Genomic DNA, 22042 nt, shown 5'->3' with positions numbered 1-22042 from the left:
CCTCTCCTTTCTCATTTTCAAAGTGTATATTGTAGCCACTTTCTTATATTGCAATTTCTGTGCCAATTTTCTAAATATTCATAATACTAAGGTTTATTTTCTTTTTTCATAAAAAGTTATGCAGCAAATTGTAGCGATTTAATACACCTGTTGCGATACACATATAAAAATCGAACACTAACTTGCAAGAAAAATAATTAAACCATTAGAAAGTTAATCATTTTCTTCTACAAGAAAAAGTGTTAAAATATTATGAATAATCAAAATATAAAGGGGTGAAGTCATGATAGCGATCTTCTCTATTCAAAACTTGCCCGACAGAACAAAGGAGTTAGAAACTTTATGGGAATGGTTTGTAACAAAATCAAAAGAAGAGGAGGTTATAAATAAGATTCGAAAAAACATTCTTGATTCTTGGAAACGATGCCAGGCTGCAGGGGTAGATCCAAAACAGCTGCAAACCAAGCCCGCATTATCCGATCTTCAACTCAATAACTTATTAGAGGAATCCGAACTCTTCCAGGTCGCAAAGCCAATTATTGACGATTTATATCCTAAAATGACTGGCACCGGCTATCTGATCACTTTGAACGATCAATATGGACGGATGATTTACTTAAAGGGTGAATCTCATATTATGAAGCTCGCCGAAAAAATGAATTTTGCCCCCGGTATGGACTGGAGTGAACAAGCTGCCGGAACAAACGCGATTGGAACAAGTATTGTAACAAAGAGTCCGATTCAAATTTTGTCAGCCGAACATTTTTGTCAAGGATGTCATCCATGGACATGTTCATCAGCCCCGATTTTTCATCCCCTTACAAAGCAAGTGATCGGTGCAATTGATATTACAGGTCTATGGCATAATGCCCAGCCACACACACTTGGTTTTGCCGTTTCAATTGCCCAAATGATTGAAAAACAGCTTGAATATGCTTACATGCAAGTGAACAGCTTTTTAACAGAATACTATTACCAATCGGTTAAAAAATGGAAATCTCATCACGTACTTGTTCTGACTCACGACTTTCAGGTCTTCAAAAATGATGGAGCATTATTCGACTCTCTTAACCTTTCACCTCTGACCAAATTAAAAGAAAAACCTCTTTTCCGCTCCTTAGTAAATGAACTTACAACGATGGCGAATTTCCCAAGGCAAATCTACTATGACAAACAATTGTATGTTCAAGATTTCGAAGTGATCTATCTTGAGCCAATCCTCTTTAATCGGGAAATTGCCGGATACATGATCGTTTTTAAAGAATATAAAATAGCAACACCTATTCCATCTGCGTCGATTGACAAAGACCCATGGAACAACATCATAGGAAGGTCGGAGATCTTTATAAATTCGTTATCTAAATGCCGGAAAGCTGCACTGGCCAATGTTCCTATTCTCTTGATGGGGGAAAGCGGGACAGGAAAAGAAGTAATTGCTCAAACGATACATGAAGCAAGTCATCGGAAGAATCAACCTTTTATTGCAATTAACTGTGGCGCCATTCAAAAAGAGCTAATCGGAAGTGAACTATTCGGATATGAAAGAGGATCTTTTACAGGAGCCAGAAAAGATGGAAAAAAGGGAAAATTTGAAGAAGCAAACGGGGGGACTTTGTTTTTAGATGAAATTGGGGAAATGCCTATAGATTTACAGGTTCATTTATTAAGAGTGCTTCAGGAAAAAGAAGTTACTAGAATCGGATCGTCAAAACCAATCCCTGTTAATGTCCGAATCATTGCAGCGACAAATAAGGACTTACATAAACTGATTCAACAAGGGCAATTTCGCGACGATCTGTTTTTCAGATTGAATGTTGTAACGGTTAACTTTCCGCCGCTCCGAGAAAGAAAGGAAGACATTCCTCTGCTTGCTGATTATTTTTTAAAACAGTTTGCTGAAAAGTACGAAAAACAGTCACTTTCTTTTGCAAAAGAGACACTAGAATTTCTAAATAACTATAGGTGGCCGGGCAACATTCGGGAGCTGCAAAATGCACTAGAGCATGCCGTAATTTTCAGTGATACTTCTATTATTAATCTAGTAAATTTACCATCTTACTTATTGGAAAATCGCGTTGAAGAAGCCCTATCCGAACAAGATGACGAATTTTCATTAATCGAACAAGAAGAAAAAAAAATCCTGCTTCAACTATTAAACGAGACCAACTGGAACGTGTCTGCGGTCGCCAAAAGAATGAACATAGCCCGCTCCACCCTTTATCGGAAACTTAAAAAATATGAGATTTCCAGTTAAGTCAGCTTACAAGGTTCGTTGATAACTACAAAATTTTGATAATAATGGAAAATTTGTTATTTTCATTTTAGTGGAATCATTAAATTTTATCAAAATCTTTATTTTCTGCATTTCTAAATATTTTTGCTAAAAAAATAAAATGTCGTCGATCCCCTAGGATTTTTGCATGATTGAGGGTCGACGACATTCCAAAAATGGAATTTTTACTTATTTAAAAGATTCATACTTTTGGTTTAGAAGGCCACAATAAGCCTGCTTCTTGTGATGATTGTATTTAAATCTTACTCCATTTTGAATCAACTTTAACACCGGCATCAAGCAAAAGATTCATTACAGGACATCTTCTCTCAACTTCATTTTTCAGTTGCTCAATTCTCTCTTCACTTTCTTCTGTTTGTATATTCACTCGGAAACGAATCTTTTGGAAATGCGGAGAAACTCCTTCTTCCCCCATTAGTCCCCGGATATCAACAATGCCAGTTGTTTCAAAATCAATTCCCGAGAAAGAAAAGTCTAATTCTTTGGCAACTAATGGAATCATTACTCCATTACAACCATTCAAAGCTGCACATACATATTCCATTGGATTTGGCGCTGTATCACTTCCACCTAATTCTGTTGGTTCATCCGTAGAAAAAGCAGGAAAATTTCGAACAGTGATATTCGTCTTAACGCCGGAATCCCATTTACCTTTAGCGGACACTTTAATCAATGAAGAAATTTGAGCCATGCTCTTAACCTCCTAGAAGAAAAAGTCTTAGTCTATCCATCTTCTATGTTACACCTTGTTTCTACAAATTATATATCTAGTATTTGAAACTTTTAAGTCAATTTAGTGAAGCTATTGTGATGTTTTTTCCTTTTCATTGCCAAAGAGAGGATATCTTTCTTATTTTTAAATAATGAAAAATGACCTCTTCTAAGGAAATTTTTAGTTTCCTTAGAAGAGGGCCATCCTCTGTGTTTAATAATTTTGCCTAAACTGTAACTAATTTTTTCTCTGGTTTTTGCCAATATTGTTCATTTCCAGGCAAGTCATCAAACCAAGCAGCATCTTTTGGACAATCCAAAACCATAAATTTTCCATATTGTTCATCATCTCTTGACTGATGATATTTCAGATAGGCTTTGCCATTTTCGATTGCCAATATTTCAATTTTTCCTGAGGAATGGCTCATAACGAGGCGAACACGTTTCCCTAATCCTGATGTTTTTGCTTTTGCTTGTTCAACTATTTGATATACTTTTTCCAACGGTAATACAAAATCGCTGTTGCCTGCTACCGGTCTATTAACAAAGAAATAATATGGTGTTACTCCTGCCCATGAAAGTTTATTTAACAATTCACCTAACACTTCGGGATCATCATTTATTCCTTTTAAGATAGGCGTTTGATTCACAACGATAACTCCGGCATCGTGAAGAGCTTTAAAGGCTTTGCGTGCTTCTTCTGTAATTTCACGCGGATGATTAACATGTGCCATCACATAAATGCGTTTTTCTGGTGTGGAATATTCTCTAAACAAATCAAGCAGCTCTTGATCTTCATAAATTCTCATAGGATTAAAAACAGGCAATTTTGAACCGAAACGAATAATTTTAACATGGTCAATCGCCCGCAGTCTTTCTACAATTTGTCTAATTTTTTTTGTTGCCAAAATAAGAGAGTCTCCGCCAGTCAATAAAACGTTATTTATTTCAGGTGTTTGTGCAATATATTCTATTCCAGGTGTTACATCTGACATTGCTTCTTTCACATCGCTGCGAAACAAACGCTTTCGGAAACAAAATCTACAATATGCTCCACAAACCTCTGAAACTACGAGTAATGCAGTCGTTTTATACTTGTGTTGGCACCCTGGCACTACATAGTTGGCCCCCTCATCGGAAGCATCCCAGCTGCCATATTCGTTTAATTCTCTTTCATTCGGTATAACCAATTTCCGTATAGGGTCGTTCGGATCATCCCAGTTAATTAGGTTAAGATAATATTCATTTACTCTAAATACATATTTGTTAGTGATTTCTTTTAATTTTGCTCGTTCTTCCTTAGGAATTTGAGTGATTTTTTCAATATTTGTAATATACTTCGGTTGTGCCATCATACCACCCTCCTAAAAAATGCTTCTAAATTAAGGTTATCAAAAGTATGGAAGAGATGCAAAATTTAAGGCCATTTTACACATACGAGCTCACGAACTAAATAACTCGATTGTATTTTTATACAAAATTATAATTTTGATATACTAAAATACTAGAGCCGGCGGCTGGCTTTCCCGCCGGCACAATAGACTAGCTCAATTTGGCCATCGGTAAAATACACCTTGCGGTCTTCAACTGCTCCTCTTTTTCTTCTCTTGCTGCAGATCCGTGAATCTTACAATCAAGTGAACAGACCGGGAAGAAGCGTCCAGATCATATAAATACCAAAAAACAAACTGACGAAACCTGCAGCCGTCCGAATACCTGCATGGACGGTACCACGTTTAGAAACCAATTTAAGGGCAGGTGCAGCGATTAAAAGCGTCATGAGAAACATCCCAAGGACTGTGCCCAAGCCGAAAAGCAGGAGCCAAAAAATCGCCATCTTCAAGCTTGGCGAAGCCTGCATGGCTAGCACTGCGACACCGCCGCTTCCCGCAAGACCGTGCACCAAACCGAACCCAAAAGTAATCCATTGTCGGCGTTCTAGCTTCACCGTCGGATGACGATGACCGGGACGATGAAAATGTCCGTGAACGGTGCTATTATGGGAATGGACATCAAAATGAACGCGTTCTTTGATCACACGCCAGATCGTAACCAAGCCCAGTAAAACGAGAAGAATACCTACTCCTAAGTCTGATGTTAAATCCCCTTTCGTTTTTGAATTATTTACTGACTGCTTGCTTGACGCAATTAGACATGATGGTAATATGCCGGCTCACACACCTTTTGATGACATCATGAAGTTTCCACAAGGTGCTCGCAGATCATAATGACCAATATCGTTTGTTTTATGAAGGCTTGCAGTAGCCTATATTTTCCATTTTTAATAAAAGTTTTATCGATTTGATAACCGATTACGAGGAACTAACCGCTTTTTCAAAAGCTTCTTTGTCAGCCTCTAATCGGGATATCCACTCGTTAATCCCTTCTCCTGTACGGACTGAAACTTCAAGAAAGGGGATACCTGGTAGATGTTTATATAAGCTATCTTAGAGCAAAAATTGATTTAGAGGATCATGATTCTTATATTCAAACAGTGAGAGGTTCAGGATACGTATTAAGAAAGTAAAGGTGAGCGATTCCTAATTTTTCTTTTATATTCTTTGATTTTTTCATCAATACTTTCAAAATAACATTGTCGTCGATCCCTAGGAGTTTTTGCACGATTGGGGGTCGACGACATATTGCACCTTTTTAATAGTTGTTTAATAGTCTGTATTTTATGTACTTTTTACTCTATTCTTTTTCACTCTTATAAACAAACTCCTAAATCCGTCTTTAAAATGAACTCCTTTGAATTATCTTATAATTTTACTGAACCTTTAACGTGCCCTCAAACCACTTGCAGAGCTTGCAAAATATCCGCTTTCAAATCATCAATATGCTCAATTCCAACTGAAAAGCGTACGAAATTGGACGGAATCCCAGCTGTCCGCATTTGCTCCTCATTCATCACGCCTTCCCACATTGCCGCTGTATGTACCACTAGTGAATCTACTCCGCCCAGACTGACTGCATTTAGCGACAGTTTCAGTGCTGAAACGAAGCGCTGAGTCTTTTCATAACCGCCTTTGATTGCAAAGGCTATCATCCCACCGAAACCTCTCATCTGGCGTTTTGCCAACTCGTGTTGCGGATGGCTGGCAAGGCCAGGATAATACACCCGCTCAATCTGCGGCTGCTCCTCCAAAAACTTGGCCAGGGCGAGAGCGTTTGCGTTGATGCGTTCGACCCGAATCGGAAGGGTACGCAAACCACGCAATAGCAACCATGCATCCATTGGAGATAGGACCGAGCCGATTGAGATATGCGTGTGCCAAATACGCTCTGCTAACTCCTCACTTGTACAGATCACACCCGCTGTCAAATCATGGTGGCCGCCTAAATACTTCGTTGCGCTATGTACGACCACATCGACGCCCAAATCATGAGGTCGCTGATTGATAGGCGACGCGAATGTGTTGTCCGCCACAACAATGATGCCTCTCGGGCGGGCCAATTCCACCACGGCGGCTATATCTGTTATTACCATTGTTGGATTAGCTGGAGACTCTAACATGATTAACTTTGTATTAGGTCGAATAGCTTCGGCAAAGGCAGACACGTCGGCTTGCTCGACCAAGGTCACTTCAACACCAAATCGCGGCAGCATCTCGTCCATAATTTTGGCAGTACTCATATAATGCCGCGTCTGTGCAATCACATGGTCGCCTGCACTAACCAGCGCTAAAATTGTCGTAGCAATTGCCCCCATCCCTGAGCCAGTTACCAATGCTGTTTCTGTGCCTTCAAGCTCGGCCATTACCTTCTTTACCCGCTCGTGCACTGGATTGCCGTATCGTGTGTAATACTGAGGATGACGAGGAGTTCCCGCCATTTCCGCGAATTCGGCGGCATTATCTGCACGGAACGTTGCTGAGTAATAAATTGCAGGAGCCAGTGTCCGATCGTTTGTCACCCAATCATCGGCATGTACTACCAAGGTTTCATTTTGGAGTTCATCGAGATTAAGCTCTTTATGATTATTGCGTTTGTTCAAACTTCTCTCTCCTTTTCTTTAATTCACTCTCTTTTATCATTACTATCCTAAAAAAATTTTCTATTAAATACAGAATATAATATATATACGATAAATTCTACATTTTTGAAATGATCCTAAAAAATATCTGAGAAATTGTCTTAAGTAGATGAGGATGGAACAGTAAGAGGTTTTTGGATTTTTAGCCAACAAAAAATAAAATCACTTACAGATTCCTGGAATAATGTTAGCGTCGACTTAACATAACAGGAGATTCTATAAGTGTTTTCCGTATCATTAGATTTGCCAGAATTTGAAGTTGTTAAACAAGTATTTCTTGAAGATTGCAATTTGTTACATGTTGAGAAAAATTCGACGAAAGAACGTTGTCCTTACTGTGCTTTTCTTACAAGTAATGTCCACGACTTGCAGACAATAAAAGTCCTAGAGAAAAACGTTAAAGACTATGTTTGAAGTTAAAGCAAGATTAAGATGGAATATTTATAACCTTTGATACGCAACATAAAAGAGTCGTAAAAAAATCAGTACAAGGAGTGAGTTGTTTTGAGTGAAACCACAGAAAAAATTCATCCAAAAGTGCAAGATTTTTTGAATAAAGCACCACGAAAACTTTTCATTGGTGGTCAATTTATCGAATCGAGCTCCGGTAAAACATTCAAAAGCGTGAACCCAGCTACTGGTGACGATCTTTGCGAAGTGTACGAGGCCGATGAACGAGACATTGATCGTGCCGTCGAAGCAGCAGAAAAAGCATTTCATGGCCCTTGGTCGAAAATGTCCGCCAGTGAAAGAAGTCGTTTAATCTGGAAGTTAGCGGATTTAATTGAAGAGAATCTTGAACCTATGGCACAATTAGAAACACTTGATAACGGAAAACCCATTAGGGAAACAAAAAACGCTGATGTACCGTTAGTTATTGATCATTTCCGCTATTATGCGGGATGGGTAAACAAGTTTAGTGGAGAAGTGGTCAACAATTCCATGCATCCAAACATTTTTACCTATACACGTCGCGAACCTATTGGAGTTTGTGGACAAATCATTCCTTGGAATTTTCCTTTACTCATGGCAGCATGGAAACTGGGAGCTGCGCTTGCTACAGGAAATGTTGTTGTCTTAAAAAGCGCTCAAGATACTCCTCTGTCCGCCCTGTACCTAGCTGAGTTAATTCAGGAAGCAGGGTTTCCGGATGGAGTTGTCAATATTATATCGGGTTCTGGACGTATTGTAGGTACAGCAATGACAAAACATCCAAAAATTCGAAAAATTGCTTTTACCGGGTCAACTGAGGTTGGAAAGACCATTATGCGCGATGCTTCTTATGATCTAAAGCGCGTAACCTTGGAGTTAGGAGGAAAATCACCGAACATAGTTTTCCCAGATGCTGATTTCAGCAAGGCAATACCGGGAGCGCTTCATAGTATCTTTTTCAATCAGGGTCAAGTTTGCTCTGCTGGTTCTCGTCTGTTTGTTCATAAAAAGATTTATGATAATTTCCTTTCAGATATGGCTAACGAGGCATCTAAGTTGAAAGTTGGCCCTGGGCTGGAGGAGGAAACGCAAGTCGGTCCACTGGTTTCCGCCAAACAATTCGAAACGGTAAGAGGATATTTGGAAAAGGGAAAAGAGGAAGGTGCAAAACCATTAACAGGAGGCGTTCCCAAGGAAGGTCCCGGATATTTTATTCCGCCTACCATTTTTGCTGATGCAAATGAGCACATGACGATCGTCCGGGAAGAAATTTTTGGACCAGTTGTCGCCGCAATGCCGTTTGATGATGATGAGCAAATAGCCGATGTAGTTAGACGGGCAAATGATAGCGAATATGGATTAGGAGCCGGAGTTTGGACTACAGATGTCCGAAAAGCCCATAAGGTTGCCCACGCATTGGAGTCAGGAACGGTGTGGGTGAATTGCTATAATCTCTTTGATGCCGCAATGCCTTTCGGTGGATTTAAGCAGTCAGGATTTGGGCGTGAAATGGGGAAATATGCTCTTGAAATGTATACGGAAGTTAAATCCGTTTGGGTAAACTTACATTGAACGGTCCCTCCACCTACGCTAACGCTTAGAGGTGGGGATTCTTGGGTAATCCTCGGTAGCCCAAGGAAGTTGACCAAGCTCAAACCGTAGTCCCTACGGCGATGAGTCTTAAACCTTCTTGCAAAATGTTCTTGGCTGCGTTAATGTCCCTATCATGATGCACGTTGCACTTTGGGCATGTCCATTCTCTTAATTTGAGTTCCTTCACTTCTTTATTTTTGAACCCACAACTGTAACAAAGTTGACTGTATTAGAAGTTTTTTCCAACCTTCACAATGGTTCTTCCATACCATTCTGTTTTGTATTCCAACATGGACACAAACTCAGAAGTAATTAAAAACAAAGCGACTAGAACCAATGAACTTGTTAATGAGAATGACTTGCTCTTTGTTTGGATACAAACGAAACTTGAATGCCTTGTGCATTTTTTCACCTCACTTGGTGCCTTGGTTTTCAATGTAGTGTTTCACCACATGGATTGGACACCACCTGTCGTGAGCAGGCAGAAACTTCTTGACCAGAAATACTCTTTCCACAACTGCTTTCTCACATGAGGAAACTCTGTTTTGATGATACGAGAACTTGCACTTTTGTATGCATTGATGAACTTAGAAAGTTCTGTTTTTGGGATGTGCTTTGAACAACGCATGAACATGGTCTTGATCGTGACTCCATTCTAGCAATGTGATATTGTATTTCTCACCAATATCCATAAACATCTGCTTGGCTTTTTCAGATACAGCCGTGTTGATTACCTTACGACGATACTTAATCACTAGCGCAAGATGATCATTCAGACTGAACACCGAATGATTATTACTGTCTAATTTCACATGAAATCAATCCTTTTAACTATTAAGACTGATTATACAACAAGAAACAAAAAAGACAAATGTTTAGAACAAATCCTTTCGGCTAACGCCGAAACGAAATTCACCACCCACTTAGCTGACGCTTGAAGTAGGAGTACTCTTTCGAAAGACTGATAGAACCTCTGAGCGTAAATGAAATTAAAAATAATAGCACATTATTTCAGATTTTAGGCTGGATTTATTAAAAATCCAATGCCTGCCTGAAATAATGTGCTAATTTACACCATTTATACAGAAATTTCTCATCCAAAGCTGCTTCTTCTTGAGGCCGTTTCGTAATTTATTTTCTCCTACGCAGATTGTTTAAGGCTTTTTTTACGACGGAAAACAAACCATTTTTGGCCAATATAATTTAAAACAGTATATAAACCTGTACTAAATAAAACCGCTATGTCAGTTTTAACACTTGATTTCAAGAACATACTATGACCTAGCAACCATTCTACTAAATTCTTACCAATACTATACGATATAAAATAACAGAACAAAATTACTGATATAAACCGAATCATGCTGCTTAATACAGCATTTTGGCTTCTAAAAGTAAAACTCCGATTCAAAAAGAAGCTCACACACGCCCCAACGGAATTTCCAAGAAAGGTAGCCATCCAGTAGGATAGGCCTGCCGCATGCAAAAGAAGATACATCACTGATAAACCAACAATTGTATTAGCAATCCCTACAATGATAAAGCGAACAAACATATATCCCATTATCTCCCTTTATTGAGGACAGCTTCTTTCTGATGATTTCCTGATTCATTACTTGAGAAAATGTCCATTTCAATAGCATATCTTGGGCGCCTCTTTACCTCACTGTATATTTTACCGATATACTCTCCAATAATTCCAATTCCCATCAGTTGTAGCCCCCCTACAAACCAGATGGATACCATTAGTGAGGTCCACCCTGATTCAGTATGCCCTAATATCTCTTGAATTAAGGCATAGCCTCCTGCAATCGCACTAAAAATGACGGATAGAAATCCTAAAAATGTAACAAATCTAATGGGGGCGACACTAAAGGAAGTAATTCCATCAAATGCAAAAGCAAGCATTTTTTTTAATGGATATTTAGATTCCCCGGCAAACCTTTCTTTTCTGTCATAGTAAACCTTGGTTGATGGAAAGCCCAATAGAGGAACAAGCCCTCTAAGGAATAAATTGGTCTCCTTATATTTTAATAGTTCATCCAATGCTCGTTTGCTCATAAGCCGAAAATCAGCATGGTTTGGAACTAGTTTAATCCCTATTTTCTCCATGAAACGATAGAACCCCAAAGCAGTGGTCCGTTTAAAGAAAGTATCTGTTTCACGGCTATCTCTCACGCCATAAACGATATCAAAACCTTCCCAATATTTCTCAACAAATGTACGAATAACATTTATATCATCCTGTAAATCAGCATCAATGGATATAACACAATCCGATTGCTTGCTGGCTGTTTCAAGACCTGCAATGAGTGCGTTCTGATGTCCCACATTTCTTGCCAGTTTTATACCTTTCACGAAGGGATTTTTTTCACTTTCTTTCTCGATCAATTCCCATGTTCGGTCCTTGCTGCCGTCATCCACGAATAGTATTTTGCTTTCCTTCGAAATCAGGAAGTCACTGATCAACTCATTTAACACTCCGGATAATTGAGATGCGGTCTCTATCAATACTTCTTGCTCATTGTAACAAGGAACAACAATCGTTAAAACCGGTTTATTCATATGGAACTTCCCCCTTAACAACTGACATCTGTTACTTTACTTCGTAAAGGTATATTCTCCATGCAGAATCTTTATTATCGAAGACTTTCTTTAGTGAAAGGCCATTCTCTTTGGCATTGAGAATCGGAACTGCTGAGAAGATATATCGTCCTCCCATTTGTTTAAATACTTCCGTATTTAGTTCTAAGTGTCGGATCTTAACATGAGAGTCCTTCTTATAATCATATTTTTTTCCTAATTCATCGACGAAAATATAGCATCTGTTTCCCCAATGATCAAAATATGTTTTTAGTTTGAGGTTCTTTTCCAACTCTTTTGCAATTATTTTCCTAAATTGATGCTTATACTTTAATGGATAAAAATTATTATAGGTATCAAGTGTATAAAACCCATTATATTGAGCTATTGCAGGATGAATCCCAATACTTGCTACCCGATAGCTGCTTTTAGGTTTCCCTATATATTTTGCGATTTCTTTAAATTGTTCTGTTGCATAAAATTGTTTAAAAGATGGTTTCCCTTCCATTCTATATACGATTTCATCATTTGCCGCAAACAGGATGATTATTTGAGCAATAAGGCACAACTTTACAAACTTCCGCCAATTCTTACCCAAGCCCCAAAGCAGGTAGCACCCCACTGCAAACATGACATAAATAATTAAAGGCCTTAAAAAATGGAATCTTGCAAAGTTGAATGTATTTAAAAAGTGAAAGCGTTCTTTAATAGGTCCCCAACCTTTAAAGAACCAAAAAGCATACCAAACAGATAAGACAAAATTTAAAATAAATAGATAAAGGTATCGTTTTTGAAGCGAACCTCTTTCTTTCCCCTTCAATGTCCATAATGCAATAAACGATAGAGGCACAATGACAAATGTATGCAGTGTCATCACATGAGTATGTCCCAACAAATAATTTTTAAAGACCAAACGGACAGTGTGCCAGAAACCAAGAGTAGAACTTACAAATTCATCCCTGCTCGTCGGCTCTTCATGAATTACTAAGGAGTAAACAAGTCGATATTCAATTAACAAATAGATTGCCGTCATAAATACTATACTGCCAAGGAAAACCCAATTACATTTCCTCTTAAACAGCAAATCTCTTAACCACAGTAATCCCATGGCAACTAAAAAGAAGAAAAATCCTAATACAAAGCTAGAATAAAAGGGCAGCAGAAATAGGGTTAACCATTCTTTCCACGAATGCTTCCCTTCTCTAATATTCAAAAAGGCCCATAATGCAAGCGGCATACCCAAAGTGCTTAGCATACCGGATGGCCAGAATGGAGTTAAAGCAAAAGCTAGTGATACCCAAACTCGAATAAGGTAACCATCCTTGGATGTAATAAAGTGTCTCCTTAAAAGGATGTACATCCCCAAAAACGCAAATACTCTCGTTATAGCTTGGCTTATAGCATATGCTAACATAGAAGGAAATATGTTATGCAGCCACTCTATACCGCTGAATTCTGTACCATACGCATTTCGCGGTAGACCGTTTATAACTTGCGGTATTACTGAATTGATATCCCCAAATAATTGACCGCTATTTTTTAGCGTCTTATACCAAGCGATATTCGAATCCAAGTTATCATGAACCCTTATATGCGCGTTTTCCCCCAAAATAAATAATGGAGAAAGATATAAAATTAGAAAAATGAATGCTACGAATAGATGCCTTTTCTCCCTGCTCCATGTTATCCAAAAATTCATAAGTTATACACCACACAAAACTCGCTACATTTATAGCGTTTTATTTTTCTGTTCGTTTTCAGTGATGATTAATATTCTTATGCTGAGTGAATTTGTAAAATAAACAACTCATTTTTTAGTCAATTACTTTATTACTCTGTGTCTACTTTCTTAATCTAACATCAGATAACTGTTTATTGCAAAAAAAAAGTATATAGTTTTGCAATTAATACAGATCAACGAAAATTAGCTTCGAATGTAAAAACAGCCCCAACTATCTTCCACTGGCTATATTAATCTTACACCAAATACACAGTATTAAAAGCAAATTCAAAAAAGGCCAGTCCCTCATCACTGCAACGCAATGGAGACCGACCCTTATATTGGATGATATCTCATATGGAGAAGTAAGCGATCCTTGTTAATCAAGAGAATAATTGGATGAATTAATTAATTTTAAATATTCCATTTTTATTATTTGAATACGAATCTCGCAATACTGTTTTTAATATCTTCCCGGAAGGATTTCGCGGGAGTTCATCGACAAAGTCTACTGATTTTGGTTTTTTATACCCGGCCAATTTTCCTTCACAGAACTCAATGATCGTTTCTTCTGTGAGATTTGCCCCTTCTCTTGGCACAACAATGGCTTTTACCGATTCTCCCCACACAGGGTCGGGCACACCGATTACTGCAACATCGAGAACCCCTGGATGGGAATAGAGCACTTCCTCAATTTCACGCGGATAAATATTGACGCCTCCGCTGATCAACATGTCTTTTTTTCTATCTACAATATAGAAAAAGCCGTCTTCATCCTGCATCGCCATATCTCCCACGGTAAAATAACCGTTATAAAACGAAGCGGCGTCAGCATCCGGATTATTATAATAGCCGTCCAATAGGTACGGTGCTTTAAAGTACAGCTCTCCTACTTCCCCTTTAGCAACCGGCTGCTTCTCTTCATTTAAAATTAAACATTCCACTAAAGGAAATGGATGCCCCACACTGCGTTCCTTACGGCGAATGTCACTCGGCTTAATGTTAAGCGTGATCGCACTTTCTGTTGAACCGTAAAATTCATGCAAATCGACATCTTTGAAAAAGTCCAGAATATCCAATTTTGTCTGTGTCGGCAGCGGTGAACCTGCCGAAATAAGCACACGCATAGAAGAAATATCTTGTTTTGTTTTAATTTCTTCTTTTGTATTAATTAAGAAATTGTACATTGTAGGGGCCATGAATGTGTTTGTTATCTTATATCTTTCTATGTCTTTAAGTACTTGTTCTGGATTAAATGATTCGTGAATAACAAGGGTGCCGCCGACAATTAGCTGCATGACAAGAAAAATCCATGGTGCAGCATGATAAATTGGTCCAGCGACAAGATGAACATCTGACTCGCCAATTTTGAATTCATAAGCTGCCGCCATTCCAGTCAATATTCGAGAACGATGAGAAATGATCACACCTTTTGGCTTGCCGGTCGTACCGGAAGTATAGCCTAAATAGAAAGTGTCTTTCTCATCGACAACAATGTCTGGTTCAGTTTCGTTACCTGAAGCTAGAAACGATTCATAGTCCGCCATATGTTCATTTGAAGCATCATTAACTAGCAAAATAGTGTCTAATTGAGGGAGTCGTGAAAGCACTGTTCGCACGATATTCTCATATTCGGTTGAAATGATAAATCCTCGACTTTCTGAGTTTTGGAGAATATATTCAACTTCAGGTCCAACCAGCCGATAGTTGATGGGTACAATAACTACACCTATTTTAGACAAACCTGCCATAACTTCGACAAAAGCAGCATGATTCTTCAACATGACTGCTACTTTATCCCCTTTTTGATAACCACGGTTCAAGAAAGCGTTTGCAATTTTATTTGCACGAATATTAAGTTCGTCATATGTCTTTATTGAATCTTGAAAAATAACAGCAGGCTTATTTTTATATTTAATTGCATTTTGCTTGATGACCGCACCAAATGTCAGCATGTTCTTTATCAGTCCTTTTGAAATGAAATAATTTTGAGAAAATTATATCATTTCAAAAGGATTAGCAAAACTACTTTTTTAATATAACATTAATTTGTTTAAATTTGAATTTTATTCCATACCATTTGTTATTTCCATACAGAATCGCTCCTAAAAGCTTGGTACTTCTTCATATATTCATACGTTTGATCGTGTATATGAGATTCAAGCTTCTTTAAAATCAATTCATAGCAATCTAACGGAGGATTTTGTCCGTTCTCATCGATCTTATATCATTAATAAGAACCATATCTTAGAGATAAAATTTTTAAACCAATCTTGTTGTGAAGTTATTTATAGTGAAAATAAAAAAGCTCTTTTAAAGAAAATGACATTTAACAAATTATTCCTTGAAAGGATGAAGTGAATGAAATGTTATCACTACACCTGGAGAACAACATATTCTACCAAACCATCGGAGATATTTAATGAAAACAACGAGATCTTAGGAACCATTAATAAATACTATCCAAACGTATTTTGTAGAATTATAGATGCATTATGTTTTGAAGGTAAATACTTTGTAGAGTATCGAATACATTCCTCAGATAAATTGATTTTTAAAGCCAAGGCAAATCTTAATCCATTTAAGAAACGTCAATATAAAATTGATTATTATGGTAATAATAAACACGATGAATTGCTCTTAGTTGATAAAAAACTTTTCGATATAGTTGAGGTAACAGATTTTGAATTTGAAGGTAAAACTTATCATTTAAAAAAAGCTCCATTACAATGGGCAAAGCTAACTGTCAACAATCAATTAATTGCAGAATGGCACATTCCAATAAAGCCCCCCTTTAAATGCAGATTGAAATTACATGATTTAAATTACGAGAGTAAGGTTCTTTTCCTAATTGGAATTTTCCATACATACTTAGAAGGCGTTTAGTAAATGGAGGATACTATGGAGAATATTGCTTTAGAGGTAAAAAATGTAGTTAAACAAGTACGAGAAAAAATTATTATTAATGATATCTCTTTTAATGTAAAAAAAGGAGAAATATTTGGCTTATTAGGCCCAAATGGTTCAGGTAAAACTACTTTGATTAGAATGATTGCTGGTCTTATCTCTAAAACTATTGGAAAAATAATTATTAACGGTACTGATATTGATAGAAATCATGCTCAAGCGATGATGGAAATAGGCATAATAGTTGAAAATCCGATATGTATAAATATATGTCTGGAATGAAAAATTTAATTCACTTTGCACGAATGTCAAAAAAAGAATTCACATTAGAGCAAATTTACGATGTAGTTAAAAAAGTAAATTTAGAATCTTCCATCCACAAGAAAGTAAAAACTTACTCATTGGGAATGCGTCAACGGTTAGGTATTGCTCAGGCAATCTTGCATAACCCTTCTCTTCTTATATTAGATGAGCCGACTAACGGATTAGATCCTAAAGGAATACTTGAATTAAGAAGCTATTTGAAATCCCTTAAAAATGAAGGAAAATCCATTATAATTTCTAGTCATTTGTTATCAGAAATGCAGTTAATATGTGATAGAGCTGCAATCATTGAGGAAGGAAAATTAGTTGACGTCATTTCCTTAAAAGATAAGAAATTCTCTTCGCAAAAGGAATTTGATGTTAGTAATTCCCATGACGCAGCAAGAATACTTAGAAACAATTCCTATAATGTTGAGATAATAAGCAAATCAAAAATCAGAGTTTCTACTATGAAAGAAGAGATACCGATTATTATAGATATTTTAATTAGGAATAATATAAAAGTCTATTATATTAAGGAATCAGAAGTATTATTAGAGAATCACTTTTTAAATCTAACAAAAGCTGAGGGACAATAATGAGAGGGCTTCATTTACTTATTCAAAATGAATTAATGAAAATTTATTCCAAAAAGAGAACGTGGTTTTTTCTAGTTAGTTTGATCATATTCGTTAGTATAGCTGTTTTCATTAATTATAAAGCAGAACCAAATGGTAACTGGAAGGAAAAAGCAGCATCTGAAATACAAATGTTAAAATATGAAAGGAACGGACGCGCCTTATTTCTACAAAGAGATTACAGAAAAGTTGGCTATTGGAGACAGCACTTTACGAAAATTTGTTCCTAGCGTTAGAAGAACAGAATTATAACTTTATTTGTGGATGAATTAAACAAACGATTGTTTAAAGAAAAAGATTTGTTTGTGCTAGGTAAATTTAAAATCTTAGTCTAGGACAAAAACTTATCTATCGCAAACGCTTCCACAGTAATAACAGCAAAATATAAACAACAATGTGTTCTCAAACGGACGGAAATCGAATGATGAAAGAACTGAAAGCAGAAATCGAACAGCTAAAAGAGATAAATAGATTGCTTTTGTAACGTCTGAACGAACAGCACAAATACATAGAAAAACTTTATTTTCCCTCAAATGGTTCATAACTTGTATCTTATTTTCCTCAAAAGAAACTGTTTTTTAGGTTCCGGAATGCCTTCAACCAGTCTTGCAGCCATCGCAGGCAAAAGCCACTTATCTATGCTTTCTGTGGAAGTTTTAGTTAACTGTATGTAAGAGTTCAAATAAAATCTCGCAAACGCTTTTCTTACGGTCTGAATTAATAATTTTGTTGCTTTTAGCATGTCCGGTGGGAGATAAGAATACCGCATAACAATTAGAGTTCTTGCGACATCACCGCATGGATTCCCCGAAGTGGCGGTCATCCAATCAAGTACCTTCGCATCACCATTCATCAGAATAATATGTCGCTATGATAATCACCATGACAAACTTTGTTACCGTCTGGCAACTGCATTAAATAATTCAAAATCAGTTCCTTTTCTTCCTTACTTAATAGGTTGGTTCCGGAGATGTTCCGAGAATGGTATTCTTTTTGAGAAGGCAGTTTATCCGTTCTCTTTCCGTGAAATGAAGCTTGTAAATTCGCGAAAAAACGAGCATTTTTTTTTAAGTAATAACGGCTTTGAGGATAAAACTTGCGTAAAACTTCTGCCGATTATTTTTTCATAAATGATGCCCCATTTATTGTCCAGTTCCGTAAGTTCTCTTACATTAGGAGAGGGGATGCCTAGTTGATTTATCACTCTGCTTGTTTCGTATTCTTTTTCAATATATTCAAAAGGTATCTTTTCATAAAACAGCTTTAATACTTCTTTATTACTAAATTCAAATACTTCAGCTGTATTACCTCTGCCAATTAGTTTACCTAATGACATTCACTCACCGTGCCCTCTTTTTTGTACGTGTATTCAACCTATGTTAACACGTTTACTAAGATTCTTCCAACATCAAAATATTTTAAACAATATATTATTACGCTGAATATGGTTTACCCCTTATGATATATTAGCAATATCTAATATGATAAGAGGTGACAAGAATGAAATATAAGGGATTTTTTGTTTTACTTCTGCTCACTTTGATCATTTCAGCTTGCAGTTCAAATAAAGAACAATTACATCAAGAGCATTCATCCAATGGAGATTTGCAAGAAAAAACTGCTTCTGCCGATGTTTTACCGACCTTTTTGAAAGGTCAAAGTGAAGAGATCCGCTTGGTGTATCAAGCTGCTGGCAAATCAACAGAGTTGTTACAATGGATTCCTTGTTATTGCGGTTGTGCTGAGAGTGCTGGACATAAAAGTAATATGAATTGCTTTGTCAAAAAAATCAATGAAGATGGTTCTGTTGTATGGGATGACCACGGTACTCGTTGTGGAGTTTGCTTAGAAATTGCAGCTGAATCCATGAAAATGAAACAAGAAGGTAAATCTATAAAGGAAATTCGCAATTACATTGATGAAAAGTACAAAGAAGGTTACGCAAAACCAACTAAAACTCCAATTCCTTTATAATAAACAAACCTCACTTTTCTGAAAACGAAAGGTGAGGTTTTCATTTTGCCTATTTTGACCAATGTATTTTATAACTTAAACGAACTTTTCTTTATAACAAAATATCAATTATATCAAATTTGACTTATTTTATTTCTGCACTACAATATGTAGTGAACACTATAATGTGTGGTTTATAGGTGGAGAGGATGAGGAACAATTGAAAATCAATAACTTTAAAATCAATGAAGAGGGATTGAATCGTTTCTTTGGAGCCTTGGAAGCAAAAATAATGAATTATATCTGGTCATCAGGGCAAGTCACCATTAGGGAAGTCCAACAGCATATCAATAATGAAAAACCAATTTCTTTTAATGCTGTTATGACTGTAATGAATAGGCTTGTTGATAAAGGACATCTACACAAAGAAACGAGAGGACGAATCACTTACTTTAAAGCCGTTCAAACCAAGGAGCAATTTTTATCTGAGCAAACCAAATCCATAGCTTATGGACTTATTGAGGATTTTGGAGGATTAGCTGTAACTAATATGGTTGATGCCATTCAGGATGTGGATCCATCCTTGCTTAAACAGCTAGAAGAAAAATTAAATGAAGCCAAAAGAAGGAATGAACAATGACTTCAAGGATGAAATCTGAATTGGTTTTTGCAATAATCCTCTTATTTGGAGGATTTACGCTGTTAGAAATGGCAATATTCTTATACCACCATTTCGGTAGGAGTCTGCAATATTGGTTAATGCCTCAACATTCAACGACAATGAGTAAAGGATATTCTATACTTGGATTAACGATTAGCCTATTTTTTATCATTGTATTTGTAAGAATAACTTGGAAAATCATACAGCAACTTAAACTTTCTGACAAGTGGTATACAAAATTTTTGCTTACTCAAAATTGGTCCAAAACTAGGTATATAAACGCTCAATATCCGGAGTTTTTAAATCAAATCTTGGTCATAGAAAATCACCAGTTTGTTGCTTTAACCACTGGGTTTATAAAACCGAAAATCGTGATATCGACCTTTGTAATGGATCATTTTTCGGAAGAAGAGCTTCGAGCCATCCTGCTTCACGAACAATTTCACTCCATACATCGAGACCCATTTAGACTAATGCTTATAAAGGTTGTGACAGAAGGATTATCTTATATTCCTATGCTGAAGAGTCTGGTTCAATATTACAACACTTGGAGAGAATTGCTCGCTGACCAGTATGCCTTTAAAAAGATGAAGAGCAGTAATCCACTTGGTTCAGTATTGTTGAAGGTTTCAAAAATTCAAGCAAATACGTCATTTGGTGAGGCTGTGATGCATTTCGCTGATGTGGCGATGAATTATCGAATTATGCAGATCATAGAACCTAAAAAACATATTCCTATCCCCATTATCGTTAACAAAAAATCTCTTATCGTATCGGTAACTCTTCTACTTATCAATGTCCTCATTTTTGCAATATGTGTAGAAAGCCAAATCTTTTGTCATAAATTCTTAATCTAGAAAGGATGACAAATCAAAATGAAAAAAATAATGGTATCCACTCTAATCTCCGCTTTATTGATTGCAAGTGGATGTGGCAAATCCGACAATACAAATGAAAATCAACATATGAATCACGAAAATATGCAACAAGGTGAAAATCACGAAGGAATGAATCATGAAATGAACCAGTCCCAAGAGGATACTACTCAGGCTGTTTGGAAGTTTTCAAAAGAAACTCCAAAAAGCAATGAAATGGTTGATTTAACAATTCAAATTAACGATAAAGACGGAAAAACTGTTAAAGACTTTGATATTCAGCACGAAAAGCTAATGCATCTGATTGTGGTAAGTAAAGATTTATCTTATTTTGACCATTTGCATCCTGAATACATTGGTGACGGACTATTTACGGTTTCCTTAAACTTCCCTGTTGGAGGAGAATATAAATTATATGCCGATTATGTTCCAAAAGGGGCATCAAAAGTTGTAAAAAATCACATTGTTAGGGTTGAGGGAAAAAAAGCAAAAACAACTACACTCAATACAGACAAAAATCTAACTAAAGTTGTAGAAGGCAAGGAAATTACATTATCTTTTGACGAACTCAAAGCTGAAAAAGACGTTACATTGAACTTTAACATTAAAGACCACAGGACAGGTCGACCAATTACTAATTTACAACCATACTTAGGTGCAGTTGGACACGTTGTAATCATCAGTGAAGACACAGAGGACTACTTACACGTACATCCAATGGACGAAAAGGCAAAAGGACCAGACGCCAAATTTATGACCAAGTTCCCTAAGAGTGGAATCTATAAAATTTGGGGTCAGTTCCAACACGAAGGCAAGGTCATTACCGTTCCTTTCGTAGTCAAAGTCTCATAACAACTGAAAATCCTCCTAAAGGTGGAGGATTTTATTGTTACTTGTTCAACTAACCTACTCCGTTTATGAGATGCGATTTACTTTCTAATATTTCCTTCTCTTATTCCATTAAATGGCCCTTTAATGGAATAACATAACTGGCGTTTTTAAACAACTTTATTGTCATTCAACAAGAAAAAACGGTAATTTTTCCTCAATGAAATATCCCTCTAATTCTGTATTTTCTAAGCCATTCTATAAATTAAAATAATCTTTCTAACTTCATTGGGTGTTAGCCCTTTCTCTTTTAGTTCCTTGATTGGTTCCCACAATTCTTCTACGAATAAGCTTTCAAAAGGTTGCTTCAGCAACCATCAAGCAGGCTCGATGCCTGCTTTTTCAATCAAAGAAAAAACAGATGTTTTTTCTTCCATGCGTAGAGCCGTCACCAGCTCGCGATCCGGCTTCGGTTCACTAATGGTTTCATTCTTGTTCATGTCGCCTTT

The 22042-nt window shown here is 36.8% G+C and carries 22 protein-coding genes and 4 pseudogenes; 13 read left to right on the top strand and 13 right to left on the bottom strand.

The window, feature by feature from the left end; genetic code table 11:
* Window positions 1–283: 283 nt before the first annotated feature.
* Window positions 284–2254 carry a sigma-54-dependent Fis family transcriptional regulator gene (locus tag BMMGA3_RS02480; RefSeq protein ID WP_003348101.1) on the top strand — a complete coding sequence of 657 codons (1971 nt, stop codon included), beginning with the start codon at window positions 284–286 and terminating at the stop codon, window positions 2252–2254.
* A gap of 274 nt (window positions 2255–2528) precedes the next feature.
* On the opposite strand, the gene BMMGA3_RS02475 is transcribed toward BMMGA3_RS02480, so the two are convergent.
* The 3 genes from BMMGA3_RS02475 to BMMGA3_RS02465 all read right to left on the bottom strand — a co-directional run bounded on the left by BMMGA3_RS02475 (window position 2529) and on the right by BMMGA3_RS02465 (window position 5081).
* Window positions 2529–2984 (bottom strand): OsmC family protein, encoded by a 456-nt coding sequence (locus tag BMMGA3_RS02475; RefSeq protein ID WP_003348103.1) that lies wholly within the window; start codon window positions 2982–2984, stop codon window positions 2529–2531.
* 247 nt (window positions 2985–3231) lie between these two features.
* Window positions 3232–4356: a KamA family radical SAM protein gene (locus tag BMMGA3_RS02470; RefSeq protein WP_003348105.1), complete on the bottom strand. Its 1125-nt coding sequence runs from the start codon at window positions 4354–4356 to the stop codon at window positions 3232–3234.
* 281 nt (window positions 4357–4637) lie between these two features.
* Window positions 4638–5081, bottom strand: coding sequence for a hypothetical protein (locus BMMGA3_RS02465; protein ID WP_259674489.1), 444 nt, complete (start codon window positions 5079–5081; stop codon window positions 4638–4640).
* 345 nt (window positions 5082–5426) lie between these two features.
* Here BMMGA3_RS02465 and BMMGA3_RS16960 point away from each other — a divergent pair.
* Window positions 5427–5531 (top strand): annotated as a pseudogene (locus BMMGA3_RS16960) (winged helix-turn-helix domain-containing protein); the annotation flags it as partial.
* Between the two features lie 264 nt (window positions 5532–5795).
* Here the strand turns inward: BMMGA3_RS16960 and BMMGA3_RS02460 are convergent.
* A complete protein-coding gene (locus BMMGA3_RS02460; RefSeq protein ID WP_003348109.1) occupies window positions 5796–7001 on the bottom strand; it encodes a trans-sulfuration enzyme family protein in 1206 nt (401 codons plus the stop codon).
* Window positions 7002–7262: 261 nt separating this feature from the next.
* Here BMMGA3_RS02460 and BMMGA3_RS02455 point away from each other — a divergent pair, with 261 nt between their 5' ends.
* Together BMMGA3_RS02455 and BMMGA3_RS02450 are read left to right on the top strand one after the other, a co-directional pair.
* Complete coding sequence (locus BMMGA3_RS02455) at window positions 7263–7454, top strand: hypothetical protein (protein ID WP_003348110.1); 192 nt, start codon at window positions 7263–7265, stop codon at window positions 7452–7454.
* Between the two features lie 90 nt (window positions 7455–7544).
* Window positions 7545–9044 carry an aldehyde dehydrogenase family protein gene (locus BMMGA3_RS02450; protein WP_003348112.1) on the top strand — a complete coding sequence of 500 codons (1500 nt, stop codon included), beginning with the start codon at window positions 7545–7547 and terminating at the stop codon, window positions 9042–9044.
* Window positions 9045–9123: 79 nt separating this feature from the next.
* On the opposite strand, the pseudogene BMMGA3_RS18160 reads toward BMMGA3_RS02450, so the two are convergent.
* From BMMGA3_RS18160 to BMMGA3_RS02425, 7 genes and pseudogenes are all read right to left on the bottom strand, one after another.
* Window positions 9124–9372, bottom strand: a pseudogene (locus BMMGA3_RS18160) (zinc ribbon domain-containing protein); the annotation flags it as partial.
* Window positions 9371–9469, bottom strand: a pseudogene (locus BMMGA3_RS16950) (helix-turn-helix domain-containing protein); the annotation flags it as partial. The pseudogenes BMMGA3_RS18160 and BMMGA3_RS16950, both read right to left, overlap by 2 nt.
* 9 nt (window positions 9470–9478) lie before the next feature.
* Window positions 9479–9877: pseudogene (gene tnpA, locus BMMGA3_RS02445) on the bottom strand (IS200/IS605 family transposase).
* A gap of 329 nt (window positions 9878–10206) precedes the next feature.
* Entirely contained in the window at window positions 10207–10620 is a 414-nt protein-coding gene (locus BMMGA3_RS02440) for a GtrA family protein (RefSeq protein WP_318533210.1), read from the bottom strand.
* Window positions 10621–10628: 8 nt separating this feature from the next.
* The gene (locus BMMGA3_RS02435; protein WP_003348118.1) at window positions 10629–11630 is read right to left on the bottom strand and encodes a glycosyltransferase family 2 protein; all 1002 of its coding nucleotides are present in this window, start codon (window positions 11628–11630) and stop codon (window positions 10629–10631) included.
* A 31-nt stretch (window positions 11631–11661) separates the two neighbouring features.
* Window positions 11662–13347 carry a DUF6044 family protein gene (locus tag BMMGA3_RS02430; protein WP_003348121.1) on the bottom strand — a complete coding sequence of 562 codons (1686 nt, stop codon included), beginning with the start codon at window positions 13345–13347 and terminating at the stop codon, window positions 11662–11664.
* 425 nt (window positions 13348–13772) lie between these two features.
* The gene (locus BMMGA3_RS02425) at window positions 13773–15323 is read right to left on the bottom strand and encodes a class I adenylate-forming enzyme family protein (RefSeq protein ID WP_003348123.1); all 1551 of its coding nucleotides are present in this window, start codon (window positions 15321–15323) and stop codon (window positions 13773–13775) included.
* Between the two features lie 175 nt (window positions 15324–15498).
* Here BMMGA3_RS02425 and BMMGA3_RS18700 point away from each other — a divergent pair, with 175 nt between their 5' ends.
* From BMMGA3_RS18700 to BMMGA3_RS02410, 5 genes are read left to right on the top strand one after another with little or no spacing between them, the layout of a single operon-like run.
* Window positions 15499–15729 carry a LytTR family DNA-binding domain-containing protein gene (locus tag BMMGA3_RS18700; RefSeq protein ID WP_081485702.1) on the top strand — a complete coding sequence of 77 codons (231 nt, stop codon included), beginning with the start codon at window positions 15499–15501 and terminating at the stop codon, window positions 15727–15729.
* Window positions 15730–16254 (top strand): tubby C-terminal domain-like protein, encoded by a 525-nt coding sequence (locus BMMGA3_RS02420; RefSeq protein WP_003348125.1) that lies wholly within the window; start codon window positions 15730–15732, stop codon window positions 16252–16254.
* Window positions 16255–16269: 15 nt separating this feature from the next.
* Window positions 16270–16557, top strand: a complete 288-nt coding sequence (locus BMMGA3_RS18155; protein ID WP_259674478.1) for an ATP-binding cassette domain-containing protein — start codon at window positions 16270–16272, stop codon at window positions 16555–16557.
* Window positions 16545–17177 (top strand): ATP-binding cassette domain-containing protein, encoded by a 633-nt coding sequence (locus BMMGA3_RS02415; protein ID WP_259674477.1) that lies wholly within the window; start codon window positions 16545–16547, stop codon window positions 17175–17177. The genes BMMGA3_RS18155 and BMMGA3_RS02415 overlap by 13 nt, the downstream gene beginning before the upstream one ends.
* Entirely contained in the window at window positions 17177–17446 is a 270-nt protein-coding gene (locus tag BMMGA3_RS02410; RefSeq protein WP_003348134.1) for a hypothetical protein, read from the top strand. Before BMMGA3_RS02415 ends, BMMGA3_RS02410 begins: the two co-directional genes overlap by 1 nt.
* A 776-nt stretch (window positions 17447–18222) precedes the next feature.
* On the opposite strand, the gene BMMGA3_RS16700 is transcribed toward BMMGA3_RS02410, so the two are convergent.
* Window positions 18223–18552: a hypothetical protein gene (locus BMMGA3_RS16700; RefSeq protein WP_050943034.1), complete on the bottom strand. Its 330-nt coding sequence runs from the start codon at window positions 18550–18552 to the stop codon at window positions 18223–18225.
* Window positions 18553–18716: 164 nt separating this feature from the next.
* Here BMMGA3_RS16700 and BMMGA3_RS02400 point away from each other — a divergent pair, with 164 nt between their 5' ends.
* The 4 genes from BMMGA3_RS02400 to BMMGA3_RS02385 all read left to right on the top strand — a co-directional run bounded on the left by BMMGA3_RS02400 (window position 18717) and on the right by BMMGA3_RS02385 (window position 21557).
* A complete protein-coding gene (locus BMMGA3_RS02400; protein ID WP_003348136.1) occupies window positions 18717–19190 on the top strand; it encodes a PCYCGC domain-containing protein in 474 nt (157 codons plus the stop codon).
* Between the two features lie 199 nt (window positions 19191–19389).
* Entirely contained in the window at window positions 19390–19809 is a 420-nt protein-coding gene (locus BMMGA3_RS02395; protein ID WP_003348137.1) for a BlaI/MecI/CopY family transcriptional regulator, read from the top strand.
* Window positions 19806–20687 carry a M56 family metallopeptidase gene (locus BMMGA3_RS02390; RefSeq protein ID WP_003348138.1) on the top strand — a complete coding sequence of 294 codons (882 nt, stop codon included), beginning with the start codon at window positions 19806–19808 and terminating at the stop codon, window positions 20685–20687. The genes BMMGA3_RS02395 and BMMGA3_RS02390 overlap by 4 nt, the downstream gene beginning before the upstream one ends.
* Window positions 20688–20705: 18 nt before the next feature.
* Window positions 20706–21557 (top strand): hypothetical protein, encoded by an 852-nt coding sequence (locus BMMGA3_RS02385; RefSeq protein WP_003348139.1) that lies wholly within the window; start codon window positions 20706–20708, stop codon window positions 21555–21557.
* A gap of 353 nt (window positions 21558–21910) precedes the next feature.
* Here BMMGA3_RS02385 and BMMGA3_RS18150 read toward each other — a convergent pair whose 3' ends face one another.
* The gene (locus BMMGA3_RS18150; protein ID WP_003348140.1) at window positions 21911–22033 is read right to left on the bottom strand and encodes a hypothetical protein; all 123 of its coding nucleotides are present in this window, start codon (window positions 22031–22033) and stop codon (window positions 21911–21913) included.
* Window positions 22034–22042 lie beyond the last annotated feature (9 nt).

The organism is Bacillus methanolicus MGA3 (assembly GCF_000724485.1).
Lineage (GTDB): Bacteria > Bacillota > Bacilli > Bacillales > Cytobacillaceae > Bacillus_Z > Bacillus_Z methanolicus_A.
The sequence above is the reverse complement of the archived record's forward strand: the minus strand, read 5'-3'. Positions and strand labels throughout refer to the sequence as shown.

Excerpts from the sequence above, each read along its gene's own strand:
- BMMGA3_RS02480 (WP_003348101.1), top strand. The coding sequence starts at position 284 with ATGATAGCGATCTTCTCTATTCAAAACTTGCCCGACAGAACAAAGGAG.
- BMMGA3_RS02475 (WP_003348103.1), bottom strand. The coding sequence starts at position 2,984 with ATGGCTCAAATTTCTTCATTGATTAAAGTGTCCGCTAAAGGTAAATGG.
- BMMGA3_RS02470 (WP_003348105.1), bottom strand. The coding sequence starts at position 4,356 with ATGGCACAACCGAAGTATATTACAAATATTGAAAAAATCACTCAAATT.
- BMMGA3_RS02440 (WP_318533210.1), bottom strand. The coding sequence starts at position 10,620 with ATGTTTGTTCGCTTTATCATTGTAGGGATTGCTAATACAATTGTTGGT.
- BMMGA3_RS02435 (WP_003348118.1), bottom strand. The coding sequence starts at position 11,630 with ATGAATAAACCGGTTTTAACGATTGTTGTTCCTTGTTACAATGAGCAA.
- BMMGA3_RS02430 (WP_003348121.1), bottom strand. The coding sequence starts at position 13,347 with ATGAATTTTTGGATAACATGGAGCAGGGAGAAAAGGCATCTATTCGTA.
- BMMGA3_RS02425 (WP_003348123.1), bottom strand. The coding sequence starts at position 15,323 with ATGCTGACATTTGGTGCGGTCATCAAGCAAAATGCAATTAAATATAAA.
- BMMGA3_RS02420 (WP_003348125.1), top strand. The coding sequence starts at position 15,730 with ATGAAATGTTATCACTACACCTGGAGAACAACATATTCTACCAAACCA.
- BMMGA3_RS18155 (WP_259674478.1), top strand. The coding sequence starts at position 16,270 with ATGGAGAATATTGCTTTAGAGGTAAAAAATGTAGTTAAACAAGTACGA.
- BMMGA3_RS02415 (WP_259674477.1), top strand. The coding sequence starts at position 16,545 with ATGTCTGGAATGAAAAATTTAATTCACTTTGCACGAATGTCAAAAAAA.
- BMMGA3_RS02410 (WP_003348134.1), top strand. The coding sequence starts at position 17,177 with ATGAGAGGGCTTCATTTACTTATTCAAAATGAATTAATGAAAATTTAT.
- BMMGA3_RS16700 (WP_050943034.1), bottom strand. The coding sequence starts at position 18,552 with ATGTCATTAGGTAAACTAATTGGCAGAGGTAATACAGCTGAAGTATTT.
- BMMGA3_RS02400 (WP_003348136.1), top strand. The coding sequence starts at position 18,717 with ATGAAATATAAGGGATTTTTTGTTTTACTTCTGCTCACTTTGATCATT.
- BMMGA3_RS02390 (WP_003348138.1), top strand. The coding sequence starts at position 19,806 with ATGACTTCAAGGATGAAATCTGAATTGGTTTTTGCAATAATCCTCTTA.
- BMMGA3_RS02385 (WP_003348139.1), top strand. The coding sequence starts at position 20,706 with ATGAAAAAAATAATGGTATCCACTCTAATCTCCGCTTTATTGATTGCA.
- BMMGA3_RS18150 (WP_003348140.1), bottom strand. The coding sequence starts at position 22,033 with ATGAACAAGAATGAAACCATTAGTGAACCGAAGCCGGATCGCGAGCTG.